At 59.0% G+C, this 22,096-nt stretch carries 25 protein-coding genes; 14 read left to right on the forward strand and 11 right to left on the reverse strand.

What is annotated here, in order from left to right; all coding sequences use genetic code 11:
* The coding region (locus AC2FNC_RS08185; protein ID WP_370001509.1) for an EF-Tu C-terminal domain-related protein at nt 1–87 on the forward strand (87 nt) is incomplete at its 5' end.
* Between the two features lie 114 nt (nt 88–201).
* On the opposite strand, the gene AC2FNC_RS08190 is transcribed toward AC2FNC_RS08185, so the two are convergent.
* Nucleotides 202–1,386, reverse strand: coding sequence for an alpha/beta hydrolase (locus tag AC2FNC_RS08190; RefSeq protein WP_480554579.1), 1,185 nt, complete (start codon nt 1,384–1,386; stop codon nt 202–204).
* 382 nt (nt 1,387–1,768) lie between these two features.
* Nucleotides 1,769–2,458 carry a ribulose-phosphate 3-epimerase gene (gene rpe, locus AC2FNC_RS08195; RefSeq protein ID WP_480554578.1) on the reverse strand — a complete coding sequence of 230 codons (690 nt, stop codon included), beginning with the start codon at nt 2,456–2,458 and terminating at the stop codon, nt 1,769–1,771.
* Nucleotides 2,459–2,619: 161 nt separating this feature from the next.
* Here rpe and phnC point away from each other — a divergent pair, with 161 nt between their 5' ends.
* From phnC to phnE (AC2FNC_RS08215), 4 genes are all read left to right on the forward strand, one after another.
* Nucleotides 2,620–3,441, forward strand: coding sequence for a phosphonate ABC transporter ATP-binding protein (gene phnC / locus AC2FNC_RS08200; RefSeq protein WP_480554577.1), 822 nt, complete (start codon nt 2,620–2,622; stop codon nt 3,439–3,441).
* Nucleotides 3,442–3,508: 67 nt separating this feature from the next.
* Nucleotides 3,509–4,411, forward strand: a complete 903-nt coding sequence (phnD, locus tag AC2FNC_RS08205) for a phosphonate ABC transporter substrate-binding protein (RefSeq protein WP_480473844.1) — start codon at nt 3,509–3,511, stop codon at nt 4,409–4,411.
* A gap of 66 nt (nt 4,412–4,477) precedes the next feature.
* On the forward strand, nt 4,478–5,359 hold the full coding sequence (gene phnE, locus AC2FNC_RS08210; RefSeq protein WP_480518647.1) for a phosphonate ABC transporter, permease protein PhnE: 882 nt from the start codon (nt 4,478–4,480) through the stop codon (nt 5,357–5,359).
* Complete coding sequence (phnE, locus tag AC2FNC_RS08215) at nt 5,356–6,723, forward strand: phosphonate ABC transporter, permease protein PhnE (RefSeq protein WP_480518649.1); 1,368 nt, start codon at nt 5,356–5,358, stop codon at nt 6,721–6,723. The genes phnE (AC2FNC_RS08210) and phnE (AC2FNC_RS08215) overlap by 4 nt, the downstream gene beginning before the upstream one ends.
* 202 nt (nt 6,724–6,925) lie before the next feature.
* Here the strand turns inward: phnE (AC2FNC_RS08215) and phnF are convergent, their stop codons facing one another.
* On the reverse strand, nt 6,926–7,636 hold the full coding sequence (phnF, locus tag AC2FNC_RS08220; RefSeq protein WP_480518651.1) for a phosphonate metabolism transcriptional regulator PhnF: 711 nt from the start codon (nt 7,634–7,636) through the stop codon (nt 6,926–6,928).
* A gap of 103 nt (nt 7,637–7,739) precedes the next feature.
* On the opposite strand from phnF, the gene phnG reads away from it, so the two are divergent.
* Genes phnG through phnN form a run of 8 tightly spaced genes read left to right on the forward strand, consistent with a single transcriptional unit; the run spans nt 7,740 to nt 13,592 of the window.
* The gene (gene phnG / locus AC2FNC_RS08225) at nt 7,740–8,198 is read left to right on the forward strand and encodes a phosphonate C-P lyase system protein PhnG (protein WP_480622837.1); all 459 of its coding nucleotides are present in this window, start codon (nt 7,740–7,742) and stop codon (nt 8,196–8,198) included.
* Nucleotides 8,198–8,773: a phosphonate C-P lyase system protein PhnH gene (phnH, locus tag AC2FNC_RS08230; protein ID WP_480622836.1), complete on the forward strand. Its 576-nt coding sequence runs from the start codon at nt 8,198–8,200 to the stop codon at nt 8,771–8,773. The genes phnG and phnH overlap by 1 nt, the downstream gene beginning before the upstream one ends.
* A 3-nt stretch (nt 8,774–8,776) precedes the next feature.
* On the forward strand, nt 8,777–9,868 hold the full coding sequence (locus AC2FNC_RS08235; RefSeq protein WP_480870837.1) for a carbon-phosphorus lyase complex subunit: 1,092 nt from the start codon (nt 8,777–8,779) through the stop codon (nt 9,866–9,868).
* Nucleotides 9,865–10,710: an EamA family transporter gene (locus AC2FNC_RS08240; protein ID WP_496715032.1), complete on the forward strand. Its 846-nt coding sequence runs from the start codon at nt 9,865–9,867 to the stop codon at nt 10,708–10,710. The genes AC2FNC_RS08235 and AC2FNC_RS08240 overlap by 4 nt, the downstream gene beginning before the upstream one ends.
* A 3-nt stretch (nt 10,711–10,713) precedes the next feature.
* Entirely contained in the window at nt 10,714–11,574 is an 861-nt protein-coding gene (locus tag AC2FNC_RS08245) for an alpha-D-ribose 1-methylphosphonate 5-phosphate C-P-lyase PhnJ (protein ID WP_480605128.1), read from the forward strand.
* Nucleotides 11,571–12,341 carry a phosphonate C-P lyase system protein PhnK gene (gene phnK, locus AC2FNC_RS08250; RefSeq protein WP_480518663.1) on the forward strand — a complete coding sequence of 257 codons (771 nt, stop codon included), beginning with the start codon at nt 11,571–11,573 and terminating at the stop codon, nt 12,339–12,341. The genes AC2FNC_RS08245 and phnK overlap by 4 nt, the downstream gene beginning before the upstream one ends.
* Before the next feature lie 22 nt (nt 12,342–12,363).
* A complete protein-coding gene (gene phnL / locus AC2FNC_RS08255; RefSeq protein ID WP_480605126.1) occupies nt 12,364–13,047 on the forward strand; it encodes a phosphonate C-P lyase system protein PhnL in 684 nt (227 codons plus the stop codon).
* A complete protein-coding gene (phnN, locus tag AC2FNC_RS08260) occupies nt 13,044–13,592 on the forward strand; it encodes a phosphonate metabolism protein/1,5-bisphosphokinase (PRPP-forming) PhnN (protein ID WP_480605125.1) in 549 nt (182 codons plus the stop codon). Before phnL ends, phnN begins: the two co-directional genes overlap by 4 nt.
* Here phnN and AC2FNC_RS08265 read toward each other — a convergent pair.
* Nucleotides 13,574–14,257: a DUF1045 domain-containing protein gene (locus tag AC2FNC_RS08265; protein ID WP_480605123.1), complete on the reverse strand. Its 684-nt coding sequence runs from the start codon at nt 14,255–14,257 to the stop codon at nt 13,574–13,576. The genes phnN and AC2FNC_RS08265 overlap by 19 nt on opposite strands.
* A gap of 52 nt (nt 14,258–14,309) precedes the next feature.
* Here AC2FNC_RS08265 and AC2FNC_RS08270 point away from each other — a divergent pair, with 52 nt between their 5' ends.
* The gene (locus AC2FNC_RS08270) at nt 14,310–15,452 is read left to right on the forward strand and encodes an alpha-D-ribose 1-methylphosphonate 5-triphosphate diphosphatase (RefSeq protein WP_496715034.1); all 1,143 of its coding nucleotides are present in this window, start codon (nt 14,310–14,312) and stop codon (nt 15,450–15,452) included.
* Here AC2FNC_RS08270 and AC2FNC_RS08275 read toward each other — a convergent pair whose 3' ends face one another.
* The 7 genes from AC2FNC_RS08275 to AC2FNC_RS08305 are packed head-to-tail and all read right to left on the reverse strand — an operon-like array spanning nt 15,453 to nt 21,946.
* Complete coding sequence (locus tag AC2FNC_RS08275) at nt 15,453–15,929, reverse strand: class I SAM-dependent methyltransferase (protein ID WP_480554561.1); 477 nt, start codon at nt 15,927–15,929, stop codon at nt 15,453–15,455.
* A gap of 10 nt (nt 15,930–15,939) precedes the next feature.
* Nucleotides 15,940–16,695: a polysaccharide deacetylase family protein gene (locus AC2FNC_RS08280; RefSeq protein ID WP_480554560.1), complete on the reverse strand. Its 756-nt coding sequence runs from the start codon at nt 16,693–16,695 to the stop codon at nt 15,940–15,942.
* The gene (locus AC2FNC_RS08285) at nt 16,692–17,834 is read right to left on the reverse strand and encodes a glycosyltransferase family protein (protein WP_496715035.1); all 1,143 of its coding nucleotides are present in this window, start codon (nt 17,832–17,834) and stop codon (nt 16,692–16,694) included. The genes AC2FNC_RS08280 and AC2FNC_RS08285 overlap by 4 nt, the downstream gene beginning before the upstream one ends.
* On the reverse strand, nt 17,831–18,415 hold the full coding sequence (locus AC2FNC_RS08290; protein WP_496715036.1) for a histidine phosphatase family protein: 585 nt from the start codon (nt 18,413–18,415) through the stop codon (nt 17,831–17,833). The genes AC2FNC_RS08285 and AC2FNC_RS08290 overlap by 4 nt, the downstream gene beginning before the upstream one ends.
* Nucleotides 18,412–19,488, reverse strand: a complete 1,077-nt coding sequence (locus AC2FNC_RS08295) for a glycosyltransferase family 4 protein (RefSeq protein ID WP_496715037.1) — start codon at nt 19,486–19,488, stop codon at nt 18,412–18,414. Before AC2FNC_RS08295 ends, AC2FNC_RS08290 begins: the two co-directional genes overlap by 4 nt.
* Complete coding sequence (locus AC2FNC_RS08300) at nt 19,488–20,735, reverse strand: glycosyltransferase family 4 protein (RefSeq protein WP_480605114.1); 1,248 nt, start codon at nt 20,733–20,735, stop codon at nt 19,488–19,490. Before AC2FNC_RS08300 ends, AC2FNC_RS08295 begins: the two co-directional genes overlap by 1 nt.
* Nucleotides 20,732–21,946, reverse strand: a complete 1,215-nt coding sequence (locus AC2FNC_RS08305) for a glycosyltransferase family protein (RefSeq protein ID WP_480473823.1) — start codon at nt 21,944–21,946, stop codon at nt 20,732–20,734. The genes AC2FNC_RS08300 and AC2FNC_RS08305 overlap by 4 nt, the downstream gene beginning before the upstream one ends.
* Between the last annotated feature and the right edge of the window lie 150 nt (nt 21,947–22,096).

Here is a 22,096-nt window from a genome sequence, read left to right on the forward strand (position 1 = left end):
ATCGCGATGGAGCAGGGCCTGCGCTTCGCCATCCGCGAAGGCGGCCGCACCGTCGGCGCCGGCGTCGTGTCGAAGATTACTGAATAATTCGCACAAGCGAATGAACCAACGGAAAGGGCGCCCTTCGGGGCGCCCTTTTTCTGTCGCTATGCGCTTGTTGTCCCTAAGAGTGTGATGAATGCAATAGATCGTAGGGTTTTCTCAGGTTCGGATAAAATCGTTTATATTTTTCATCATTCTGGAAAAGTCCGGTTCGGTCTCAAAAAGTAAATGGTTCGGACTGCTTAGTTGGACAAATGACGCGTTTGGGATTTCTGAGGCCAGCAGCTTCCCCTCAGAAAGTGGTGCCACAGCGTCCATATCACTGTGGAGCACCAAAGTCGGTACTGTGACATCCGGCAACATATCGATTACGTTAATATCGTCAAACATCGCGCGAAATTGGGCAATATTTTCAGCTGGCCCGCAAAGCTTCTGAAATTCGTTGAACCATTGTGTTTCTTCTTTGGTGGCATCCGGCATGAACATCGTTGTCAAAATTTGGCGGATTGCCGGGTTATCGTTACCCCAACTGGTACGGATCAGTTTTACGAGGGCTTCGCTTTCTTCAAATTCAACTTCATTTCCACGTTGTCTGCGTCCCCGCGGATACCCCCCGCTGAGGATAAGGTGGGAAATGCGTTCGGGATGTCGAAGAGCATATGCCACCGAAACGGACGCACCCTGTGACAATCCCAAAACTGCCACGTTTTTAAAGCCGTAGGCGTCGACGACAACTTCCATGTCATCGACCATGCGGTCAAAGCTGATGTCGACATCTTTCCATTGAGACATCCCATTTCCGCGCTGATCATAACGGATGACAGAGAAATGTTGTGAAAGGTGTCGAATATAGTCGCCAAAAGCTGGGCTTTGCCAGTCTTGCTCTAGATGTGTCATCCAGCTTCCTGAGATCAGCAAAGGATAACCTTCACCAGAAACGGTATGAGCTATGGATGTTCCGTCATAGGAACGACAGAACTTTACTGGCGGCAAAGAGGACGGTTGACCATTTGGAACTCCGTTGCCTGAGCTTGGCTCTTCATCCGGTTTTATGGATATCGCGCCCAATAGGCGGAAGCCACGTCGCCCCACGGTCTCTAGATAGAGCGGATTTTTGGCGCTATCGCCGAGCGCTTTTCGGATTTCAAAGATGTATTCCCGTACCAGATCCGGGTTCACGTTCAAATCCTGCCAGACCGCCGCTAGAATTTCTTCCTTGGACAGAACGACGCCTGTCTGAGAAATCATAAAGGCCAGAACTTCGGATGCTTTGGGTGACACTGAGGAATTACCCTGGTCCGATGAAAGTGTGCCATCGTCTGGATTTAATTCCCATTGCCTCATGCAGGCCTCCATCGTTGTGTTAAAATTCAACGATATAACAACGATAAGTCAACGGTGCCGTTGTTCGTGAACGGGTAAGCTCAATCGCGAGGCTAACCGGGACTGAAGATAATGCCACAGATGTCGACAAATAATTTGCACCCGAAAACTGCTATCGGCCAACCCGAAACTGCCACTGAAGCTGCCCTTTTGTTGCTACGTATCGCAGATGAGTTGGAGGGAGAGATTTGCCGCGCGCTTTTGGATGGGGATGTTGATTTGGCTCAGCGTTTGGCATTGCCGCAAGCGCGGTTGAAAAATCTCAGCCCGTTTCTGCGTTAGTCGAAACCGGCTGAGCTTTAAAATAAGTGAATTCCAGCGTGCTAATAAACGGACGCCAGTTTTAGCCCAGAGAGGTTTCCGCCGCTGCCCGAACGGCCCGGATGTTCTGACCGTATACCTCGGGTTGATCCACCGAACCGCCCTTGAAGACAGCCGACCCTGCGACCAGCACATCAGCCCCCACTGCGGCAACAAGGGGTGCTGTCTGGGGATCAACACCGCCGTCGATCTCGATATGCACCGGGCGGTCACCGATCATCTGGCGCAATTTGCGGATCTTGCTGGTCATGTCGATGAACTTCTGGCCACCAAAGCCGGGGTTCACGGTCATGACGCAGACCAGATCGGTGAGGTCCAGCAGGTGTTCGACCGCCTCAGCCGGGGTGCCCGGGTTCAAGGCGACGCCTGCCTTCATGCCTGCGGCGCGGATTGCTTGCAGCGTGCGGTGGGTGTGGGCCCCCGCCTCGACATGCGCGGTCAGAATGTCAGCGCCTGCATCAGCGTAGGCCTGAATGTATGGATCGACCGGCGTGATCATCAGGTGCACGTCCATGACCGTCTTTACATGCGGGCGGAAGGCTTTGACGGCTGGCGGGCCAAAGGTCAGGTTCGGGACGAAATGGCCGTCCATTACGTCAACATGGACCCAATCCGCGCCCTGCGCTTCGATGGCCTGAATTTCCTGCCCGAAATTGGCAAAGTCGGCGGACAGAATGGACGGCGCGATCTTGATGGTGCGGTCAAAGCTCATATTGGCCTCGTGTCAGCTGAAGAGTCGCGGATGCGTATACCCGTGAGGCGGAGCGATGGATACCCCCCGCGCGCCGGGGCGTTACAAAACTTTCACTACGCTGACACATATCCTTTGAACGGCATCTGTAGCAGTCCGCCAACACGAATTGGGGGTGGCACGTGCTGCGTATCAAGAAACTGACCAAACGCTTTGGTGACAATGTTGCCGTGAATGCCGCGACGCTGGATGTGGACAGGCCGTGCATGATCGGGATCATCGGACGGTCGGGCGCGGGTAAGTCCAGCCTGCTGCGGATGATTAACCGCCTGACGGATGCCAGCGAAGGCGAAATCCTGTTTGAGGGTCGGGACATCACCCAACTGAAAGGCCGTGAGAAACGCGCCTGGCAGGCTGATTGCGCGATGATCTTCCAACAGTTCAACCTGGTGCCGCGCATGGATGTGGTTTCGAACGTGCTGCATGGCACGCTCAACCGTCATTCGACGCTGGCCGCTATGTTCAACCTGTTCCCGATGGATGAAATTCACCGTGCCATCGACATTCTGGACCGGTTGGGAATTGCGGAACACGCTCCGAAACGGGCCGAGGCCTTGTCGGGCGGCCAGCAACAGCGCGTGGCGATTGCGCGGGCGCTGATGCAGGACCCGAGGATTATTCTGGCGGATGAACCAATTGCCTCGCTGGACCCGATGAATGCACAGGTGGTGATGCAGGCGCTGCGCCGCATCCACGAAGAAGATGGCCGTACCGTCATCGCCAACCTGCACACGCTGGACACAGCACGTCGCTATTGCGACCGCGTGGTTGGGATGCGCGACGGGCGCATCGTCTTCGATGGGCTGCCCGAGCAACTGACCACAGGCGTCGCCCGCGAGATCTATGGCGCCGATGCCAGCTTCTCGGAAGAAGCGACATCAACGGAAATCGAAACGCTCGACGCCACGCGAAAGGCGCTGATGGAAGCAGAAGCAACCATCTGAGCCATCCCAACCCCTTTCATCGCCCGGCCCGGTGAGAGGCCGGGGTTATCAAACTGGAGAGAGACAGATGAAAAAACTGATTGCTGCCTTGGTCGCATCCACAACACTGGCTGCACCGGTCATGGCCGAAGAAATCAGCGAATTCCGCATCGGCATTCTGGGTGGCGAGAACGCTCAGGACCGGATGAGCAAAAACGAGTGTCTGCGCGAATACACCGAAGAACTGTTGGGCGTTCCGACCAAACTGTTTGCCCCTGCCGACTATAACGGAGTGATTCAGGGGCTGCTGGGCGGCACGATTGATGTCGCCTGGCTGGGTGCGTCGGGCTATGCCAAAACCTATCTGAGCGACCCCGACGCGGTTGAGCCGGTACTGGTCAAGGTGAACACCGATGGCGGCTACGGCTATTACTCGGTTGGGTTTGCACACAAGGACAGCGGCATCACCTCACTTGAGGACATGAAGGGCAAGGTTTTCGGCTTTGGCGACCCGAATTCGACCTCGGGTTATCTGATCCCGTCGATTGAGATTCCCCAGGCCACCGGAGCAACCATGGAGTCGGGTGACTATTTTGCTGAGGTGAAATTCACCGGCGGTCACGAGCAGACCATCGTTGCGGTGAACAACGGTGACGTAGATGGCGGTGTGACCTGGGCCGATGGTCTCGGCGAGTGGGAAGACGGCTATCAGTCGGGCGCACTGCGCCGCGCTGTGGATGCTGGTCTGGTCGACATGAACGATCTGGTCCAGATCTGGAAATCGGCACCGATCCCGGAAGGTCCGGTTGTACTGCGCAAGGCTCTGCCCGAGGATGTCAAAGCTCAGGTTACCGAATTGTGGAACACGCTGGATGAAAAAGACCGCGAATGTTTCTACGGCGTGGCCGCGGGTGAGGCCAAGAGCTTTGATCCTATCACGCATGAGGCCTACGAGGTCATCATAGAAGCGCGCAAGCTGAAGTCCAACTAAGACTGCATATCCAATGATCGGGGTCTGGCGATGTACCGGACCCCGTTTTCCCTTCAGGAGCATTCCATGACAGACCTTACCGCAGGGTCCTTATCCGTCGATCAGATCCGCAACGACTATACAGCGATGACACGGCGCAAGCGGGTCTATGGTGGTATCCTCCTGATCCTGTTCCTGTCGTTGATGGCGGCAGGGTTTCGCACAGCCGACAATCGGAATGCCGGCAGCTTTGTCGATGGCTGGCACCGTATCCTTGATTACCCCAAAGAGGTTCTGTCCGAAGCGGGGGAAAAGATTGCCGAAATGCCAGCCAATCTGGTCTCGTTCTTCCCAGCCCTGGTCGAGACAATCAACATCGCGGCGGCGGCGACGCTTGTCGGCACAATTGTCGGAACGTTTTTCGCCCTGATGTCGACACGCGGCATGGCGCTGTGGCCGTCATTGATCCCGCTGTTTCGCCGAATATCAGACATCTGCCGCGCCATTCCCGAGATCGTAATTGCGTTGGTTCTGATCTTCATTCTGGGCGGTGGCCCGGTTCCCGCGATGATCGCCATCGCGATTCACACTGCTGGCGCATTAGGCAAACTGTTTTCCGAGGTGAACGAGAACGCCTCGCTGAAACCGGTGGATGGGCTGCATTCCGTGGGTGCCAACTGGTCACAGCGGATGTATCTGGGGGTGATTCCGCAGGTCGGGCCGAACTATGTCAGCTACGCGCTGCTGCGGTTCGAGATCAACATCCGTGCCTCGGCCATTCTTGGATTTGTTGGGGCAGGCGGTCTGGGTTACGAGCTTCGCAATGCCATGTCCTGGGGGCAGGGGCGTTATGACGAAGCCGCGGCCATCTTCATCCTTCTGTTCGTGACAATCGTGGTCGTCGACCAGCTGTCTGGCTACCTGCGCGACCGTCTGACCCATGGCTCGGAAAAAGGAGCTTTGGCATGAGCACCTTCGCAACCAATCTGACTGTCGATGACCTCAAAGCCGAAGCAGATCGCTTGTTCAACCGCAAGAGGCTGATGAACTTCGGGTTGCCTGCTCTGGTTTTCGTCTATCTGATCTATGTCTTTTTTGTTTTTGACGTGTCGGGCCTTGTGGGGCGCGCAAACTGGGCAAATGGCAAGACGCTGGTGGCTGACAGCTATAGCTACAAAACGCATATCGCGCGGGATAATCGCACCGGTGAAGTTTCAGCCGCCATCGAGGGTGAGCGCAAGGGGGCATATCCTGAAGGGCAGGCCCCGGAGTGGGTGGCGCTGGGCGAGACAACTGTGATCGACCTTGAAAAGGGCCATGTCGTGCGTTTCGGTTCGCAGACGGTGGAATATGACATTCCCGGCTATGGCACCATTCGCGCAACACCAACGCGTTCGGCCGGTGTACAGACGGAGTTGCCGGAGGGCGAAGTTCCTGAGTGGATCAACGTCTCTAAAAACCGGCTGTCTGTGACCACGGACGCAGGTCGTTTGACTGTCACCCGCAACCGGTCCGAGGTGTTTCGCTATTTCACAGGTTGGGAATTATTCTGGTTCACGCTGGACAGCCCTTATTTCGGCAAGTCCTTCCCGGAACTGGCCAGACTCGCGGCGTCGGGCGAGGCGGGCGCGATCTTTAATGATTTCTGGACCAACAAGATGTGGCGCCATCAGGATGTGGCCTGGGCCATCTTCGAGACGATGCTGATGGCATTTCTGGGCACGTTTGGCGCGGCGATTGTGGCCCTGCCATTGGCCTTCCTTGCGACGCGCAATTTCAACCGGATAACATCCATCCGCTTTGCTACGCGCCGTGTATTCGACTTTGTGCGCGGCGTGGATGCGTTGATCTGGACTGTGGTTCTGGCTCGCGCCTTTGGTCCCGGCCCATTGACCGGTGCGCTTGCCATTCTGGTGACGGACACCGGAACATTCGGCAAGATCTTCTCGGAAGCGTTGGAAAATGTGGATCAGAAGCAGATCGAAGGTGTGCAGTCCACGGGTGCAAACGCCCCGCAACGGTATCGGTTTGGCGTTATCCCTCAGGTTACGCCCGTTTTGCTGAGCCAGCTTTTGTATTTCCTCGAATCCAACACCCGCAGTGCGACGGTGATCGGTGCAATCACGGGCGGCGGCATTGGGTTACTGCTGACGCAGGCAATCATCACGCAGAAAGACTGGGAAGAGGTCGCCTATTACATCATCCTGATCATTCTGATGGTGATGCTGATGGATTGGTTTTCGGGCTGGCTGCGCCGTCGTCTGATCGAGGGTAAGGCGGGTAAAAAGCGCTGGCCGCGCACGCCCGACCCCAAACCGTTCCTGTTGCCCTGAACCGGGTTTGGAGTGACAAGAAAACAGCTCGGTTCAGTGCGGCGCAACCGTTTGAAGAAGCGTCACAGAGCTTATTCCATTACCGTTCATCCCATATTCAGAATAATGCTGACCCGAAAGGCAGCTGAACCGATTTTCGCACCATGCCCAACGGGATGCGACCCCCGGCAGTAGGTCGAGGTCGAGCGGCAGGGGTTGTGGTTTACTCTTCGTTCAGCGTCAGCGTGACACGCTCACCAGCAAATACGGTTCGGCCATATTCGACGGGTCTGCCGTCCGGGTCCGCGTTGATGCCGACCGAAAACAACACGGGGGCACCTTCGGACAGTTGCAGGTGAAGGGCTTGCGTTGCTGTCGCGCCGCGCGCGGTCAATCGGGTCGAGATGCGGGTGTAGTCCGCGATACCGCTGCGTTGCAGGGCTTTTGTTACTGACTGGGTCTCGGTCAGCGCCTGTAACAGGTTTGGAAAGCGTTCTGCCGGGAAGACGCTTTGAAAAACGGCTATGGGCTGCCCATCCGCCAGCGATAACCCGTCATAGACATGCACCGGGTCGCCTTTGCTCAGACCCAGTGCTTCGGCCTCGGCTTCATCTGCCGCGCGTGTCGTCAGGGCCAGAATTTTCTTTCCCGGTATCTTGCCGCTGGCCGAGACGTTCTTGTGATATCGAACCCTTTTGCCAATCGGATAGTCGGTTGGCCGCGCGGCCACAAAAACGCCCGCACCGCGCCGGGCATGAACCAGACCTTGTTCCGACATGTCGGCCAATGCGCGCCGCACTGTGTGGCGATTGACACCGTATTTGGCGGCCAGCTGCGCTTCGGTCGGCAGGCGGTCACTGGTTTGATACCGCCCTTCGGCAATGTCCGAGGTCAGGCGCAAGGCGATGCTTTTCCAGATCGGCGTTTTGCTCATGTCATCAAATCTTCACACAGTTGGAGATTGCGTGTTGCGCGCACGCAGGCTAATATTTGTCTAGTTGTATAGTTCAAATAGACAACCCGGCCAAGAGGCTTTGATGACAGATCAGACAGAAATCGCGACCGGGGCGCGCAGGGATTGGATGAGTTTGCTGGCCCGTGCACCTGACGACACCCTGATGACCTTGTGGGATGGGATTGAGACCCGCCCGAGCTTTGACTGGCTGCGCCGTCCCGAGGTCGGGAGCGTGATGGTGCGCGGTCGCACCGGTGGTACCGGAGCGCCGTTCAATATGGGCGAAATGACGGTCACGCGCTGTTCTGTGGTGTTGCAGGATGGAACGGTTGGTCACGGTTATGTTCAGGGCAGGTCGAAACCCAAGGCCGAAGCCGCAGCGATGATTGATGCGATGATGCAGACCGCGGCGGCAGATGAGGTACAGGCGCGGCTGCTCGACCCGCTTCAGCAACAAATGCAGGCGGTCAAAAGCACACGCGCGGCCAAGGCAGCGGCCACCAAGGTTGAGTTTTTCACGCTGGTTCGGGGGGAAGATTGATGGCCGCGCAAACACAGTTTTCCGGGGGCTTTGAAAACGCACCTGTCGATGCCGCACATGCGTTCCGCGCTGCGATGACCGTTATGGCGCGCCCGGGCTACATACGTGTCCTGTCGGGCGGCGAACCCCCAGCGCCCCTGTCCGTGGCGGCTGGTACACTGCTGCTGACGTTGTGCGACCCCGAGACCAGGGTTCATCTGGCCGGAGGCACCGATACCGAAGCAATCCGCAATTGGCTGACTTTCCACTCGGGCGCACCGCTCGTATCCGCAGCAAAGGCTGATTTTGCCGTTGGCACATGGAACGCATTGGGACCGCTTAACGCCTATCGCATCGGAACGCCGGAATACCCGGATCGTTCTGCAACCCTGATTGTGGAATGCGACCGGCTAGAGCAGTGCGGTGCCGTTCTGAGCGGCCCCGGCATCAAAAAGACCGCGTGCTTGTCGCTGCCGGATGTTCCGGCGCTTCAGGGGAATGCGATGCTCTATCCTCTGGGGTGCGATTTCTTTTTTACCTGTGGCAACAGGGTTGCGGCCCTGCCCCGCAGCACGCAGATCACGTCGGAGACCTAAGCGATGTATGTTGCTGTCAAAGGGGGCGAAAAAGCCATCGAGAACGCCCATGCCTGGCTGGCCGAAGAGCGCCGGGGTGCGACCGATGTGGCTGAACTGAGCCTTGCGCAGATCCGGGAACAGCTGAGCCTTGCAGTGAACCGGGTCATGGCGGAAGGTTCGCTATATGACCCCGACCTGGTTGCGCTGGCGATCAAGCAGGCGCGGGGCGATCTGATCGAGGCGATCTTTCTGATCCGCGCCTACCGCACGACGCTGCCGCGTTTTGGCTACTCCAATCCGGTCGAAACGGGTGAGATGGCCTGCGACCGCCGGATTTCGGCCACGTTCAAGGATGCGCCCGGAGGGCAGGTTCTGGGGCCGACTTTCGACTATACGCACCGTTTGCTGGATTTCAAACTGGCCGCGAATGGTGATGTCCCGAATGCTCCGGAAGGTCCTGCACGGCAGGAACCGACGCCGCATATCACCGAATTCCTGAAGGACGAGGACCTCATTCAGGACGAACCGGCAAGTGATGAACCCCCCGGCGACCTGACGCGCGAACCGATGGAATTCCCTGCCAGTCGCCCGTTGCGCCTGCAATCGCTGACACGCGGAGATGAGGGTTTCGTGCTGGGCATGGCCTATTCCACCCAACGCGGTTACGCGCGCAACCACGCGTTTGTGGGTGAATTGCGGATCGGCAAGGTTGCGGTTGAAATGGACATCCCTGAGTTGGGGTTTACCATCGATATCGGCGAGGTCGAACTGACCGAGTGTGAGACGGTGAACCAGTTCAAGGGTTCAAAAACCGAGCCGCCTCAGTTCACGCGCGGTTATGGTCTGGTCTTTGGTCAATCCGAACGAAAGGCCATCGCGATGGCTTTGGTTGATCGCGCGCTGCGGTGGAAGGAACTGGGCGAAGACTATCTGGGCGCGCCTGCGCAGGATGAAGAATTTGTTCTGAGCCACGCGGACAACATTCAGGCGACCGGTTTTCTCGAACACATCAAGCTGCCGCATTACGTGGATTTCCAGTCCGAGCTTGAACTGGTCCGCAAACTGCGCCGCGAGGCTGACGCGCGGATCACGTCAAAGGAGGCTGCGGAATGAGCGGGTTTGTCTTTCTGGTGGTAATGCTGGCAGCGCTGCTGCACGCCACGTGGAACGCGTTGGTCAAGGGTGGGTCGGACAAAAGCGCCGCGATGACGGCTGTGGTGATGGGGCAGGGGTTGTCCGGCCTCCTTCTTCTGCCGTTTGCCCAGCCGCTCGATTGGACGTGCTGGCCCTACCTGCTGGCAGGCATCGGGCTGCATCTGGGCTATCAGCTGTTTCTGATTCAGGCCTACAAGATCGGCGACCTGACCCAGGTCTACCCGATCGCACGCGGTGCCTCGCCGCTCTTGGTTGCGCTTGGTACGGCGCTGTTCTTTGGGGTTACGTTCAGCCAGGCCGAGCTATTGGCGATGGCAATGGTCTCGGTCGGGATAGCCTCGATCGCGCTGGTGCGGCGCGCGGATGGCAATTTCAATATGGCTGCTGCAGGGCTGGCGCTGATCACTGGGTTGTTCATCGCCGCCTATTCCATCGTCGACGGACAAGGCGCGCGCATTGCGGGAACAGCGCTGGGCTTCTTCGGCACGCTGACGGCGGCGAATGCGCTGGGCTTTGCCCTGGTGGCGCGGGTTGCGCGACCGGGGTTGTTGCGGCGGGCAGCCAGCCTTTGGCGGCTGGCGGTCCTTGGCGGCGCGGCCTCATTCACCGCCTATGTTCTGGTTGTCTGGGCTTTCACCCAAGCGCCCATCGCGTTGGTCACTGCCTTGCGCGAGTGTTCGATCATCTTTGCACTGATCATCGGCGTGACCTTCCTAAACGAAAGGCTCGACCTGAAAAAGGTCGCCTCAACCGCGCTGACCCTTGCGGGTGCGATCCTTCTGCGCATGAGCCGGAGTTGACCCATGTCTGACTACAACTTCGCCTATCTAGACGAACAAACCAAACGGATGATCCGCAGGGCCATCCTGAAGGGCCTCGCTATTCCGGGGTATCAGGTGCCCTTTGCCAGCCGTGAAATGCCGATGCCTTATGGCTGGGGCACCGGAGGGGTGCAGGTCTCGGCCGCGGCGCTGACGCCTGAGGATACGCTCAAGGTCATCGATCAGGGTGCGGATGACACGACCAACGCGGTGTCGATCCGCAAGTTCTTTGAAAAGACCGCAGGTGTGGAGACGACCGAGGAAACCGAGAAGGCGACGGTGATCCAGACCCGCCACCGCATCCCCGAGGCAAAGTTGCGCGAAGATCAGATCATCGTTTATCAAGTGCCGATCCCGGAACCTCTGCGCTTCCTCGAACCGCGCGAGACCGAGACACGCAAGATGCACAGCCTAGAAGAATATGGGCTGATGCATGTGAAGCTATATGAGGATATCAGCCAGCACGGGGCGATCTCGACCGCTTACGCCTATCCGGTGAAAGTGTCTAGCCGCTATGTGATGGACCCGTCCCCGATCCCGAAATTCGACAACCCGAAGCTTGAAATGGATGCAATCCAGCTGTTCGGTGCCGGGCGCGAGCAGCGCATCTACGCAGTGCCGCCACATACCAGGGTCGTGAGCCTGGACTTCGAGGATTACCCGTTCGAGGCCACCAAGGCCGATCATCCCTGTGACCTGTGCGGGGCCGAGGATAGCTATCTGGATGAAGTCATCATGGATGATGCGGGCAACCGAATGTTTGTCTGTTCGGACACTGATTATTGCCGGTCGCGCCGCGAAGCGGGCCATATGGGCCGACTGGCCGAGGAGAACGCGGCATGACCGCCCTGTTGCAGGCCAAGGGCATCGAAAAGCTCTATGGTGCGCGGATCGGATGCACGGATGTGACTTTTGATCTCTATCCCGGAGAGGTGATGGGGATCGTGGGTGAAAGTGGCTCGGGCAAGTCGACCCTGCTGAATTGTCTGGCCGGTCATCTGGTTCCTGATGCAGGGCAAGTGATCTTTGACACGCGCGCGAATGGGCCAGTGGATACGGTGACCATGTCGGAGCCCGAACGCCGGATGCTGAGCCGTACCGATTGGGCCTTTGTGCATCAGCATGCACGTGACGGGCTGCGGATGTCAGTTAGTGCCGGAGGCAATATTGGTGAACGGCTGATGGCCGTGGGCGAGCGCCACTATGGTGACATCCGAGACAAGGCCATTGACTGGCTGGGTCGGGTCGAGATCGAGGCGGCCCGCGTTGATGACCGGCCCACCGCGTTTTCGGGCGGAATGCAGCAACGTTTGCAGATTGCCCGCAATCTGGTGACCGGTCCGAGGCTGGTATTCATGGACGAACCGACCGGGGGGCTGGATGTCTCGGTTCAGGCGCGGTTGCTGGACCTCTTGCGCGGCTTGGTGCGTGAAATGGGGCTGAGCGCGATCATCGTGACCCATGACCTTGCCGTAGTGCGCCTGCTGGCCGATCGGCTGATGGTGATGAAGGATGGTCATGTGGTTGAGGCCGGGCTGACCGATCAGGTGCTGGATGATCCTCAACACGCCTATACGCAGCTGCTTGTGTCCAGCGTTCTGCAGGTTTGAGTATTTGGGAAAAGGTGAAGCAATGATTGAACTGATCAATGTGAGCAAAAGCTTTACCCTGCACAATCAGGGCGGTGCCGTTATCCCGGTGATGGAAGACGCGTCGCTTAAGGTTGAACCGAGTGAGTGCGTTGCTTTGACGGGGACGTCAGGCGCGGGCAAGTCCACGCTGATGCGCGTGATTTATGGCAATTACCTGGCGGCCTCTGGTCAGGTGTTGGTAGGAGGTCTGGACGTGGCAAAAGCCGAGCCGCGCCAGATCTTGACCCTCCGCCGGGAAACGCTGGGCTATGTCAGTCAATTCCTGCGGGTCGTGCCGCGGGTGCCGACGCTGGACGTTGTGGCAGAGCCTTTGCTGGCCGTCGGTTGCGACAGGACAGAAGCGCTGGAGAAATCCGCCGGGTTGTTGAAGCGGCTGAACATTCCTGAGCGCTTGTGGACCCTGAGCCCCACAACCTTTTCAGGCGGGGAACAGCAGCGGGTGAACATTGCACGTGGCTTTGCCCATGACTACCCGGTGATGTTGCTGGACGAACCGACGGCAAGCCTGGATGCGCAGAACCGCGAAACCGTGTTGTCGCTGATTGAAGAGGCAAAAGGGCGTGGCGCGGCGATTGTCGGGATATTCCACGACCTCGATGCACGTGAGCGTGTCTGTGACCGCGAAGTCAATGTCGCCGACTTCACGCCGGGACTGGTGGCATGACAGTTGCCCCTGTCATAGCGATTGTTGGCCCCTCGGGCGTCGGCAAAGACAGTGTTATGAAAGCGTTGGAGGCACAGGTGCGCGGCGCCCGGCGGGTGCGAAGGGTGATCACCCGCCCCGCAGGCGAAGAAGGCGAGGATTTCGACCGGGTTTCGGTCGCAGAATTCCAGCAGATGGAACAGGCAGGCGCTTTCGCGCTGAGCTGGCCCGCGCATGGTCTGTTCTACGGAATCCCTGCTGAGATTTTGCGACAGCGTCAGGGGGCGAATGCGGTTCTGGTCAATCTTTCTCGCCGGGTTCTTTTACAGGCGCAGAAGGTGTTTGGAGACCTGATCGTGATCTCTCTGACGGCAAATGCCGGAGTTTTGGCGCGGCGCCTGTCCGCGCGGGGACGGGAAAGCGCAGACGAGCAGGCGCGGCGGCTGTGTCGCGCCAACGCGGAGTTGCCGGATGGTCTGAACCGGGTCATCGAAGTCGACAATTCCGGCGCGCTGGAAGACACGGTCGCCGAAATCCTGCGCCGCCTTCAACTGGAAAGCGCGTAGCGATGGATCAGGTGAAACCACCCATCTTCCGTCTCGCCCATCAGGGCAAGATCAGTGATCTGGAAGGGCTGTGGCAGCAAAGGGCTCAGATGGGTTTGCAGTGCTTCTTGCGTTGCCCTGAGGGTCGGCTTGTCCAGTTTGCCGCTCAGCGTGATGTGAAATCGAAACGCGTCCAGCACGTAGGGATAGCCCCATTGGGTCAGATTAGCGTCCTGCTCGGGGGTCAGCCCGGCAGCGCGGCGGCGCGTCAGTTCAGCCTGAGTGGCAGGTGCGCGACACCGGTCGAGGTTGCGAACACAGGCCGCGGCCAGCGCATTCAACGCCTGCGTTTCACCCAGCGGGCACAGGGCCAGAAACCGGCCAAGGCGGGCAATTTCCAGACCATCGAGTGTGATGGGCTGCCGGTTTGCAGCCAGTGCTATGCACGCCTGGTGCAATGCGTCAAAGGTCAGGCCATCGCGCAACCGGAACGGCGGTTTCAATGTCGCGTGCAGCCCGTATTTGCGTGGCACATCTGTGACGGAGGCAATGTCGATGCCACCTATGATCGGATGCGCGACCTGCATTCCCTTTTCCATGTCCCAGCCCAGCCAGCTGGTCGCAAAATCCGTCCAGGCCGCCCCGGCGGGCGGCGCAAAATAGATCGCGTATCGCGTGAATGTCACATTGGCCTCCTATTAAGTGGCCTTCCAATACCTCAGATTGTGTGAAGTTCAGATGACAGAAGACTTGATCCTTGCCAATGCCACGCTTGTGTTGCCGAATGAAACTGTCACCGGCTGTGTTCGAATTGTGGATGACACTATCATCGAAATTGACACCGGGAGTGCAGTTCCCGCAGGTGCGATAGACTGCGAAGGCGACTATGTCAGCCCCGGTCTTGTCGAGTTGCACACGGATAATCTTGAACGCCATATTCAGCCGCGCCCCAATGTACATTGGCCCCATGCCGCCGCCATTCTGGCCCATGACGCGGAACTGGCCAGCGTGGGGATAACAAGTGTGTTCGATGCGATGCGGGTTGGTTCAATCCCGTCCGGCGCCGGACGGTACGGAAAATATACCCGCGGCCTGTCGCGGGAGTTGTGGGAACTGCGCGAGCAGGATGCGCTTAAGATCAGCCATTTCCTGCATTTGCGGGCAGAGGTGTGTTCCGAGACACTGATCGAAGAACTGGACGAGTTTGGACCCGAGGATAGGGTCGGCCTTGTGTCCATCATGGATCACACCCCCGGCCAGCGTCAGTTTCGCGACATGGGCAAGCTGGAATCCTTTCTGAAGGGCAAATATGCAATGGACGATGATACGTTCTTTCAGCATGTGGCTCAGCTGAAAAGCCTACGTGATCGCAACGGCGATGTGCACGAGGTCGAAACCGTCAAGGCCGCGCGCCGATTTGGGGCCGTTCTTGCCAGTCATGACGATACGACCGAAGATCAGGTGAAGGTCTCGGCAGGTCACGGCATTCGGCTGGCTGAGTTTCCCACAACGGTGGAGGCCGCACGGGCGTGTCATGAACATGGTATCAAGGTTATGATGGGTGCGCCAAACGTTGTACGCGGTGGCTCTCATTCCGGCAATGTTGCGGCCCGCGAATTGGCCGAGCTTGGGCATCTGGACGTAATGTCCTCGGATTACGTGCCGTCGGCCTTGTTATTGTCTGCGGTCATGCTGGGTCAAATGTGGGGCGATATGGCGCGTGGAATGAAGACCGTCACATTGGCCCCGGCGCAGGCGGCCAGGCTGGAGGATCGTGGCGAGTTGCGCGCCAATGCCCGCGCCGATGTTATCCGTTTCCGGATGCGCGCGGGTGTGCCAGCCCTCAACTCGGTTTGGGCGCGCGGTCGCCGTGTGGCGTGATCAGGCCGTATAGAACAGGTAACGGTCCGGCGCGATCGTCTCGGGCCCTTTGATCTGGTTGATGCCGACAAGGGGCTGGCCGGAAATCAACAACCCACCGGGCTGCATCACTTGCGCGATCAACGGGCTGAGGCGCGCGGCCTCGGCCACATCTTCGTGTTTGATGCCGCGTCCGAAATCATAATGCGCCAACGCGATCTTGTGCCCCTCGGCCATCAGTTTCCGCAGCATGGGTTCAGCTTCGCCTTGCAGGAAATCTTCGGCCGGTGGGGTGCTTTCGGGATGGCATTGCAGCACACGATCCATCACCCAGATCCGGCGGTGCGGCAGAATTTCTCGCAGGTGGTCATAGGTGCGACCATTGCCCAAACCCATATCCAGCACATCGCCGGGCTGGCCACTGATCTGTTCGGCTGCCCAGTTCAGCCCGTCACGTTGGGCCGTCAGTCGGCGCAGCATGGAATCCAGTCGGCTCATGACGATGTCCTCACTCGTTCTTTGGTGCGACCCAGGGTGTGGCAGGACCGTCCAGCAGATGTTTCAGCAACGCCTCGGTAAAGGCCCAGATGTCCTGATCATGGACCAGGTGATGGGTCAATACTCCAAAAGGCTCGGCGTTGTCTGCGCGGCCTTCGCGCCTGTCCCGCAGGAGGTTAACTGTCTGTGCGATCAGGCGGTCCGGAGAGATCAGACCGCATGAACCCCGCCAGTCAATCGGGTCAAGATGTGTGTTGACCTGCTCAAGCCCCGCTGCCGCCATTTTTGTTCTGCGGGGCGTTGCCGTTGAAAGAACGCGATACCCCAGCGATGGAAGATGTTCGATGACTTCTGGTGCAATGCGGTTCCACGGAGGGATAAACATCGGCCGCAGGGTGTTGCCGAACAAGGCGCCAAGGCGTGACAATCCTGCCGCGGCATCCGCGACAACCTGGTCCAACGGACGGTTGAGACGAAACTCGGCTTTCTTCTCACCGGCGGGCGCATGGTTCGTGTGGGACCAACCGTGGACCACAGGGATGAGAGTTTCGCCGTGCGCAACATAGTCGGCCAGCGCAGCGGTTGCCCCGTGCGGAATGACAGCCAGATGCACCGGCAGGCCTAACTGCGTGGCCAGATCGGACAGCCGGTCCAACTGTGGTGTCGGGTCGATCGCGTCATCGTCTCGCCACCACAACGGCAACGAAAGGCCCGCTGCATGCCAATGGGTCAGCTCGACCTCAAGTGGGTGCCAGTCCGGGTTCATTTACGCCGTTCCAGCAGGTGCTTGGCGATCTCCACGGTTTGGGCCGCGCCATCAAATCCGAAGTCCTGCTGCGCGCGGGGTCCATCTGAAATGACGCGCTCTACGGCCTGCGCCAACGCCTGCCCGCTCAGGGTTCGGCTGAGAAGCACCTCGATGGCTGGCAAACTCGACAGGCTTTGCCCACGCAGCCCCTGTTCAACCTCTTTGCCATCATCGAATGGGACAAAAACAGCGGGTGTTCCGCTTTGCAGAATATCCATGGCGGTGTTGTAGCCGCACATGCTGACCGATGCCGCTGCATGGGGCAGCATCTGGCGAAAATCGGGGCGCACAGGTTCCAGAATTGCCGAGGTTTCTTCAGCCAGTTGGGACAGCTCTGCGATCCTTGCCTTGGCATCCGTCCCGCCGATCAACAGGCGCCAGCGCCTGTTGGGCATCTGGCGGGCGGCCTCGATGGCCGCGCGAAAGATCGGTTGCCCCACAGAACCGCCGCCGGCGCTGACAAGGATTTCGCCCTGCCCAACGGACTGCGGATGCGGTAGAGGCAGTTCCGGCGCCACAAAGCCGGTATAATGCAGCCGTTCCGCCAATCGGTCCGACACCGGCCAACTGACCGAAAGCGGCGTGACACTTTCGGTCGAGTGAACAAGAATGCCGTCATAAAAGCGGGTGACGATATCTTCGGTACGCTGGGCCTTGGCAGGTTTGGATGGCGGGGCCAGAATATCGCGGATCGATCCCAGGATGACCGGAGGCTGAGGCAGGGCCCGTGCCGCATTCAGGCTCGCGTCGAATTCCGCTGCCAGCGACCGGCGGCCAAAGGGGAAAAGCTCGGTTATCAGGATTTGCGGCTGAAAGCTGTTTACCGCCTGCACCATGGCTGTCACGCGCGCGCGATGATAATCAGCATCGGCCTCGGCACCGCTTTCAGTCAGAAGCCGCGTGAAATTGGCTCCATCCGATCTGAGCGGTGGCAAACCGAACAGGGTTAGCCCGCTGCTGTCTAGTTGAGGCGCAGGCATCCCGCCCGAGACGACCATGACCTCGTGACCGTCATCCCGGAAGGCCCGGCCCAATGTCAGAGCCCGGCTCAGATGCCCTGTTCCCAACAGGTGCGTGACAACGATCATCACCTTCATGGCAGCGGCCCATGTTTGATCAAGCGAACAGGGTCCGGATCTGCGGTCATCGTATTCATATCGACGATATACAGCCGATTGCGCTTGATCTTGAAGGGGGCGGGACCATCAAAATCCCAGCGCCACGCCTGGGCGAGAATGACCCGCATGATGCCAATATGGCAGACCGCGACTGTATCCTGCCGCAGCCCGGACACCCAGGGGTGCAGCCTGGTCCAGACCTCGGCAGGGCTTTCACCGTCAGGCGGGCGAAAATCCCAACTCCAGTCTTCGATATGGCGATACCCGCTGGTTTCATCGGCGATCAGGTCGACGCCTCGAAGTCCTTCCCAGTCGCCCCAATTCATTTCTATCAGCGCGTCCGAGGTTTTCGGGGCGCGCCCAGACACGATGCGTGCCGTCTCGCTGGCGCGCAGCAAGGGGCTGGACCAGATATCGGCGGCGGCCCATGGATCAGGCAAGCGATACCCGGCCAGCTCAGACCGCGCGTCGTCATCCAGCGGAATATCGCTGCGCCCCTGAATGCGCCCCGCGCGGTTCCAGTGGGTATGCCCGTGGCGAAGTAGTGCAAGACGGGTCATGATACATCCTTCAACAAGGGCCGTAGATGCGCCCACAACCGCGCGGTCGCCTGAGGTATAAGATGACGCCGGGCCACATAGCTGCGCGCATTCTCCCCAAGCGCGTGGCGCTGCGCGGTATCCTCAAGCAGGTTTTGCATGTGATCGGCAAGCCCTCTGGCCCCAGCTTCAACCGGTGGGTAAACCGCAGGTGCCAGCACGTCCCGAACGCCGGGACGATCCTGTGCGACCACGGGCAGGCCTGTCGCCTGCGCCTCAAGATAGACCATCCCATAGGCTTCGTTCACACCGGGCCAGACAAGCAGGGACGCGCGTTGGTAGGTATTCTGCAAGGCCGCCCGGTCGAGCTGGCCCAGAAAGTGCACCCGGCTTCCGAATGGCGCCATCAGGGTTTCGACTTCAGGCCGCGCCGGACCGTCCCCCGCGATGTTCAGGCGCCAGTCACATGTCAGGTGCGAAAGGGCCTCGGCCAAAATCCAGTAGGACGCCAGCTTGTCCCCATGCCGCATCATTCCGACAGCCAGCATGGGGCCGTCCCCGGTCGTAGCCACAGGCAACCCGGTTTCAGGCAGAAATGGCGGCAATTCAACCAGTGCCTGCTTGCCAAAACGGTCCCGTTCCAACGTAATCAGGTCATTGGCTGTGTGGTAGAATATGATATCCGCTGCATCACACGCCTGATGCGCCGCTTGGGCAAAATCGGCCCACGGCCCGTTCAGCCTGCTTGATGCGCGCGTGCTTTCCAGTTGCACATATGGGATGCCGCGCGCCTGGCAGACCTTGGGGCCCAGCAAGTCGGGTGCTTTGTAGTAATTGTGATAAGTCACCCACAGATCTGTATCAAAGGGCAATTCGGCGCTCAGCCGCTGCGCTTCAATCTCAGCCGCGCGAACAAGGGTTCGCTGTAGGTCCCGGTCTCCGATCTTGTCGTAGATGCGCAGGTCCGAGGCCAGTTCGATCTTATCCCCTTGCGCCGCCAAGCCGAGCATAAGGTTTCGCGCCATTTCGCGGTCGCCCGAGGGTATCTGGCTGCCGGGGGATTTCATTGGCGCATAAAACGCGACCCGCGCCATTACGCGTCTTCCATGCTCAGGGTTTTCAGCCGTGCCGACAGCCGTAAAATACCGGGTTCCATTCGAAAATCTGCAATCAGGCGGTCATAGGCTGCACGCGCCATAGATGCTGCCGTTTCCGGATCAGCGGCCAAAGCTGAAATGGCCGAAGCCAATGCAGCCGGGTCGTCATCAGACAGCACGCCATGCGTTCCGGATTGGATGAATTCCGGGATGGCCGAAACCGGTGTCGACAGAATTGGCAACTGCTGCGATGCGGCCTCCATCAACACGTTCGGCAATCCATCCCGGTCCCCGTCCGCAGCAACACGGCTGGGCAAAACAAACAGGTCGGCCTTGCGCATGGCTTCGATCACCTCGGGCTGATCGCAGGCCCCCCTCCAGGTGATGCGGTCCACGATACCAGCAGCGCGCACCTGTTTGTGTAGTGAGTCCCCAAGACCCCCGCCGCCAATGTGGGTCCAATGCCAGTCCAGGTTTTCCGGCAGCAGCGTGAAGGCCGCAATAAGGCGGTCAAAGCCCTTCTTTTCAACCAGCCGCCCAACGGAAATCATGTGAAACGGATCGCCAGCGGCGCGTATCCTGCGCTTTGGCGGTTCGGGGAAGCGCGACAGGTCCAGGCCATGATAGATAAGGTCCACGCGGTTGGGGTCATCAGCGAGGCTGCGCAGGTGTTCCGCGCCGATTGCCGTGCAGGTGGCTCCGAAAGCGGCCCCATATGTTGCAGCCTGCAGCTTTTCACGCTTTTCCCAGTCCGGTGAGGTCCAGATATCCTTGGCATGGGCGGAAAAGCTCCATGGCAGACCGCGCATGATGGCCGCATATCGGGCGACGGACGAGGGGGTGTGCATGAAATGGGCATAGAGCCCCTGCGTCTGGGCGGGTAACTCGGCGGCCAGAACACATGCTTGCCCAAACCGGCGGATGCGGTTCGGCGTGGGATCGCGGCGCAGGTCGTGCCGCCAGATCTTGTAGGCCTCGGCATAGCCGGGCAGGTCTTGGGCGGCAGTGCGGGCCGCCCACACCCGCTGTGGCTCCTCATGCAGGTATTCCGGCAGATAGCGAACCTGCCCCAAGAATCGATCGTGCAAAGGGTGACGTTTGGTGTCGGTCGGACGGCGCAGAGACCAGATGTCAAATCGGTGCCCGGCTTCCTGCAAGGCAACAAGTTCCTGAGCGATAAATGTTTCGGACAGTCGCGGCCAGCCTTTGACCACAACCGCCAGATTGGGAGAGGCCGAGTTCATCCAGTGGCTCGTTTCTGTTCCCGTGTCAGCAGGCTGTCAATGCGGTCGGTGACATAGTCCAAACCGTCCAGCAATCCACTTTGGATGGCATGCGACGGCACAGATTGGTGCGGCAGATTGCGGATGGCACGGATCATTGCGTCGGGTGTCAGGCTGTCGCGTCGTTCGTCCAGCATCTTGACCAGCCCCAGCTCTTCCGCGCGTGAGGCCCTTATCCACTGTTCCAGACGAGGTGTGGTGCGTGGAACAATGACGGCCCGTTTGTCGAAGGACAAAACCTCGCAAAACGTGTTGTATCCACCCATGCAGACCACGCCTTCGGCCCCTGCAAACAGCGTTTCGATCTGCGATTCAAATCCAACCGCAGTTACGCGACCATTCAATGCGGCAACCCGTGCTTCGAAATCGTTGCGCAATTCACCCGACAGGAATGGGCCATAGACCAACACGGCACGCGGCGACAGGTCTGGGTCTTTCTCGTAGGCGGACAGCACAAGGTTGACCAGCGCCTTACCATCGCCACCGCCGCCGGGTGTGATCAGGATATAAGGTTGCTGAGGCGGTTCCCCGACCGGGCCGAGATCGCGGCGCAGATATCCCGTCCAGTGAATACGCGATCGCGCTGACGCGCTCAGCCGCAATCCTTGCGTCGGATCGTAGATCGACTGTGATCCGTAAACCCAGATCTCATGATAGAACCGCTCGGTCGCTTCGATGGCTTCTTTGCGTGCCCATTCGGCGGCCAGCACTTCGGGTTCGTCCAGCACATCACGCAGGCCCAGAACCAGTTTCGTACCGCAATGGCGTTCGAGATATTTCAGTGTTGGCAACAGCTCACCCCGGAACCCTGTCGGTTCCTTGTCGACCACCAACACGTCTGGGTCGAACTGCTGAACCGCGGTCTGGATCAATCCCGCACGCAATTCGGTTACTTCGTCGATCCCCATTCCGATTGTGCGCGCGGCATACGAGCCGTCCGCACGCTTGGTCACACCGGGCAGGCGCACATGGTCAACCCGGCGCGGAAAAGTGAAACGGCCTGCCACGGGTGAACCCGTCAGGATCAGCGCCGAGGCGCTTGGGTCCGCCTGCGTGATTGCCGCAGCCAAGGCGCGGGACCGGCGCAAATGCCCCAGACCGAACGTGTCATGGCTGTAAAACAGGATACGCGGCGCGCGGTCCGGTTTAGAATTGGTTGTGCCAAGGCTCATAGTGTTGCCCGTCTTCTTGATCCCAGAGCGAAATCCGCGCGTTCGCTAGCGTTACCGTATATTTCAATACCACGCTTGCCAAAGGCGGATTTGCGCATTTGCAAATGTTTCAAGCATTGCGATTTGGCAACAGCGTTTTGACAACTTCGC

The organism is Ruegeria sp. BHSA123 (assembly GCF_059613425.1).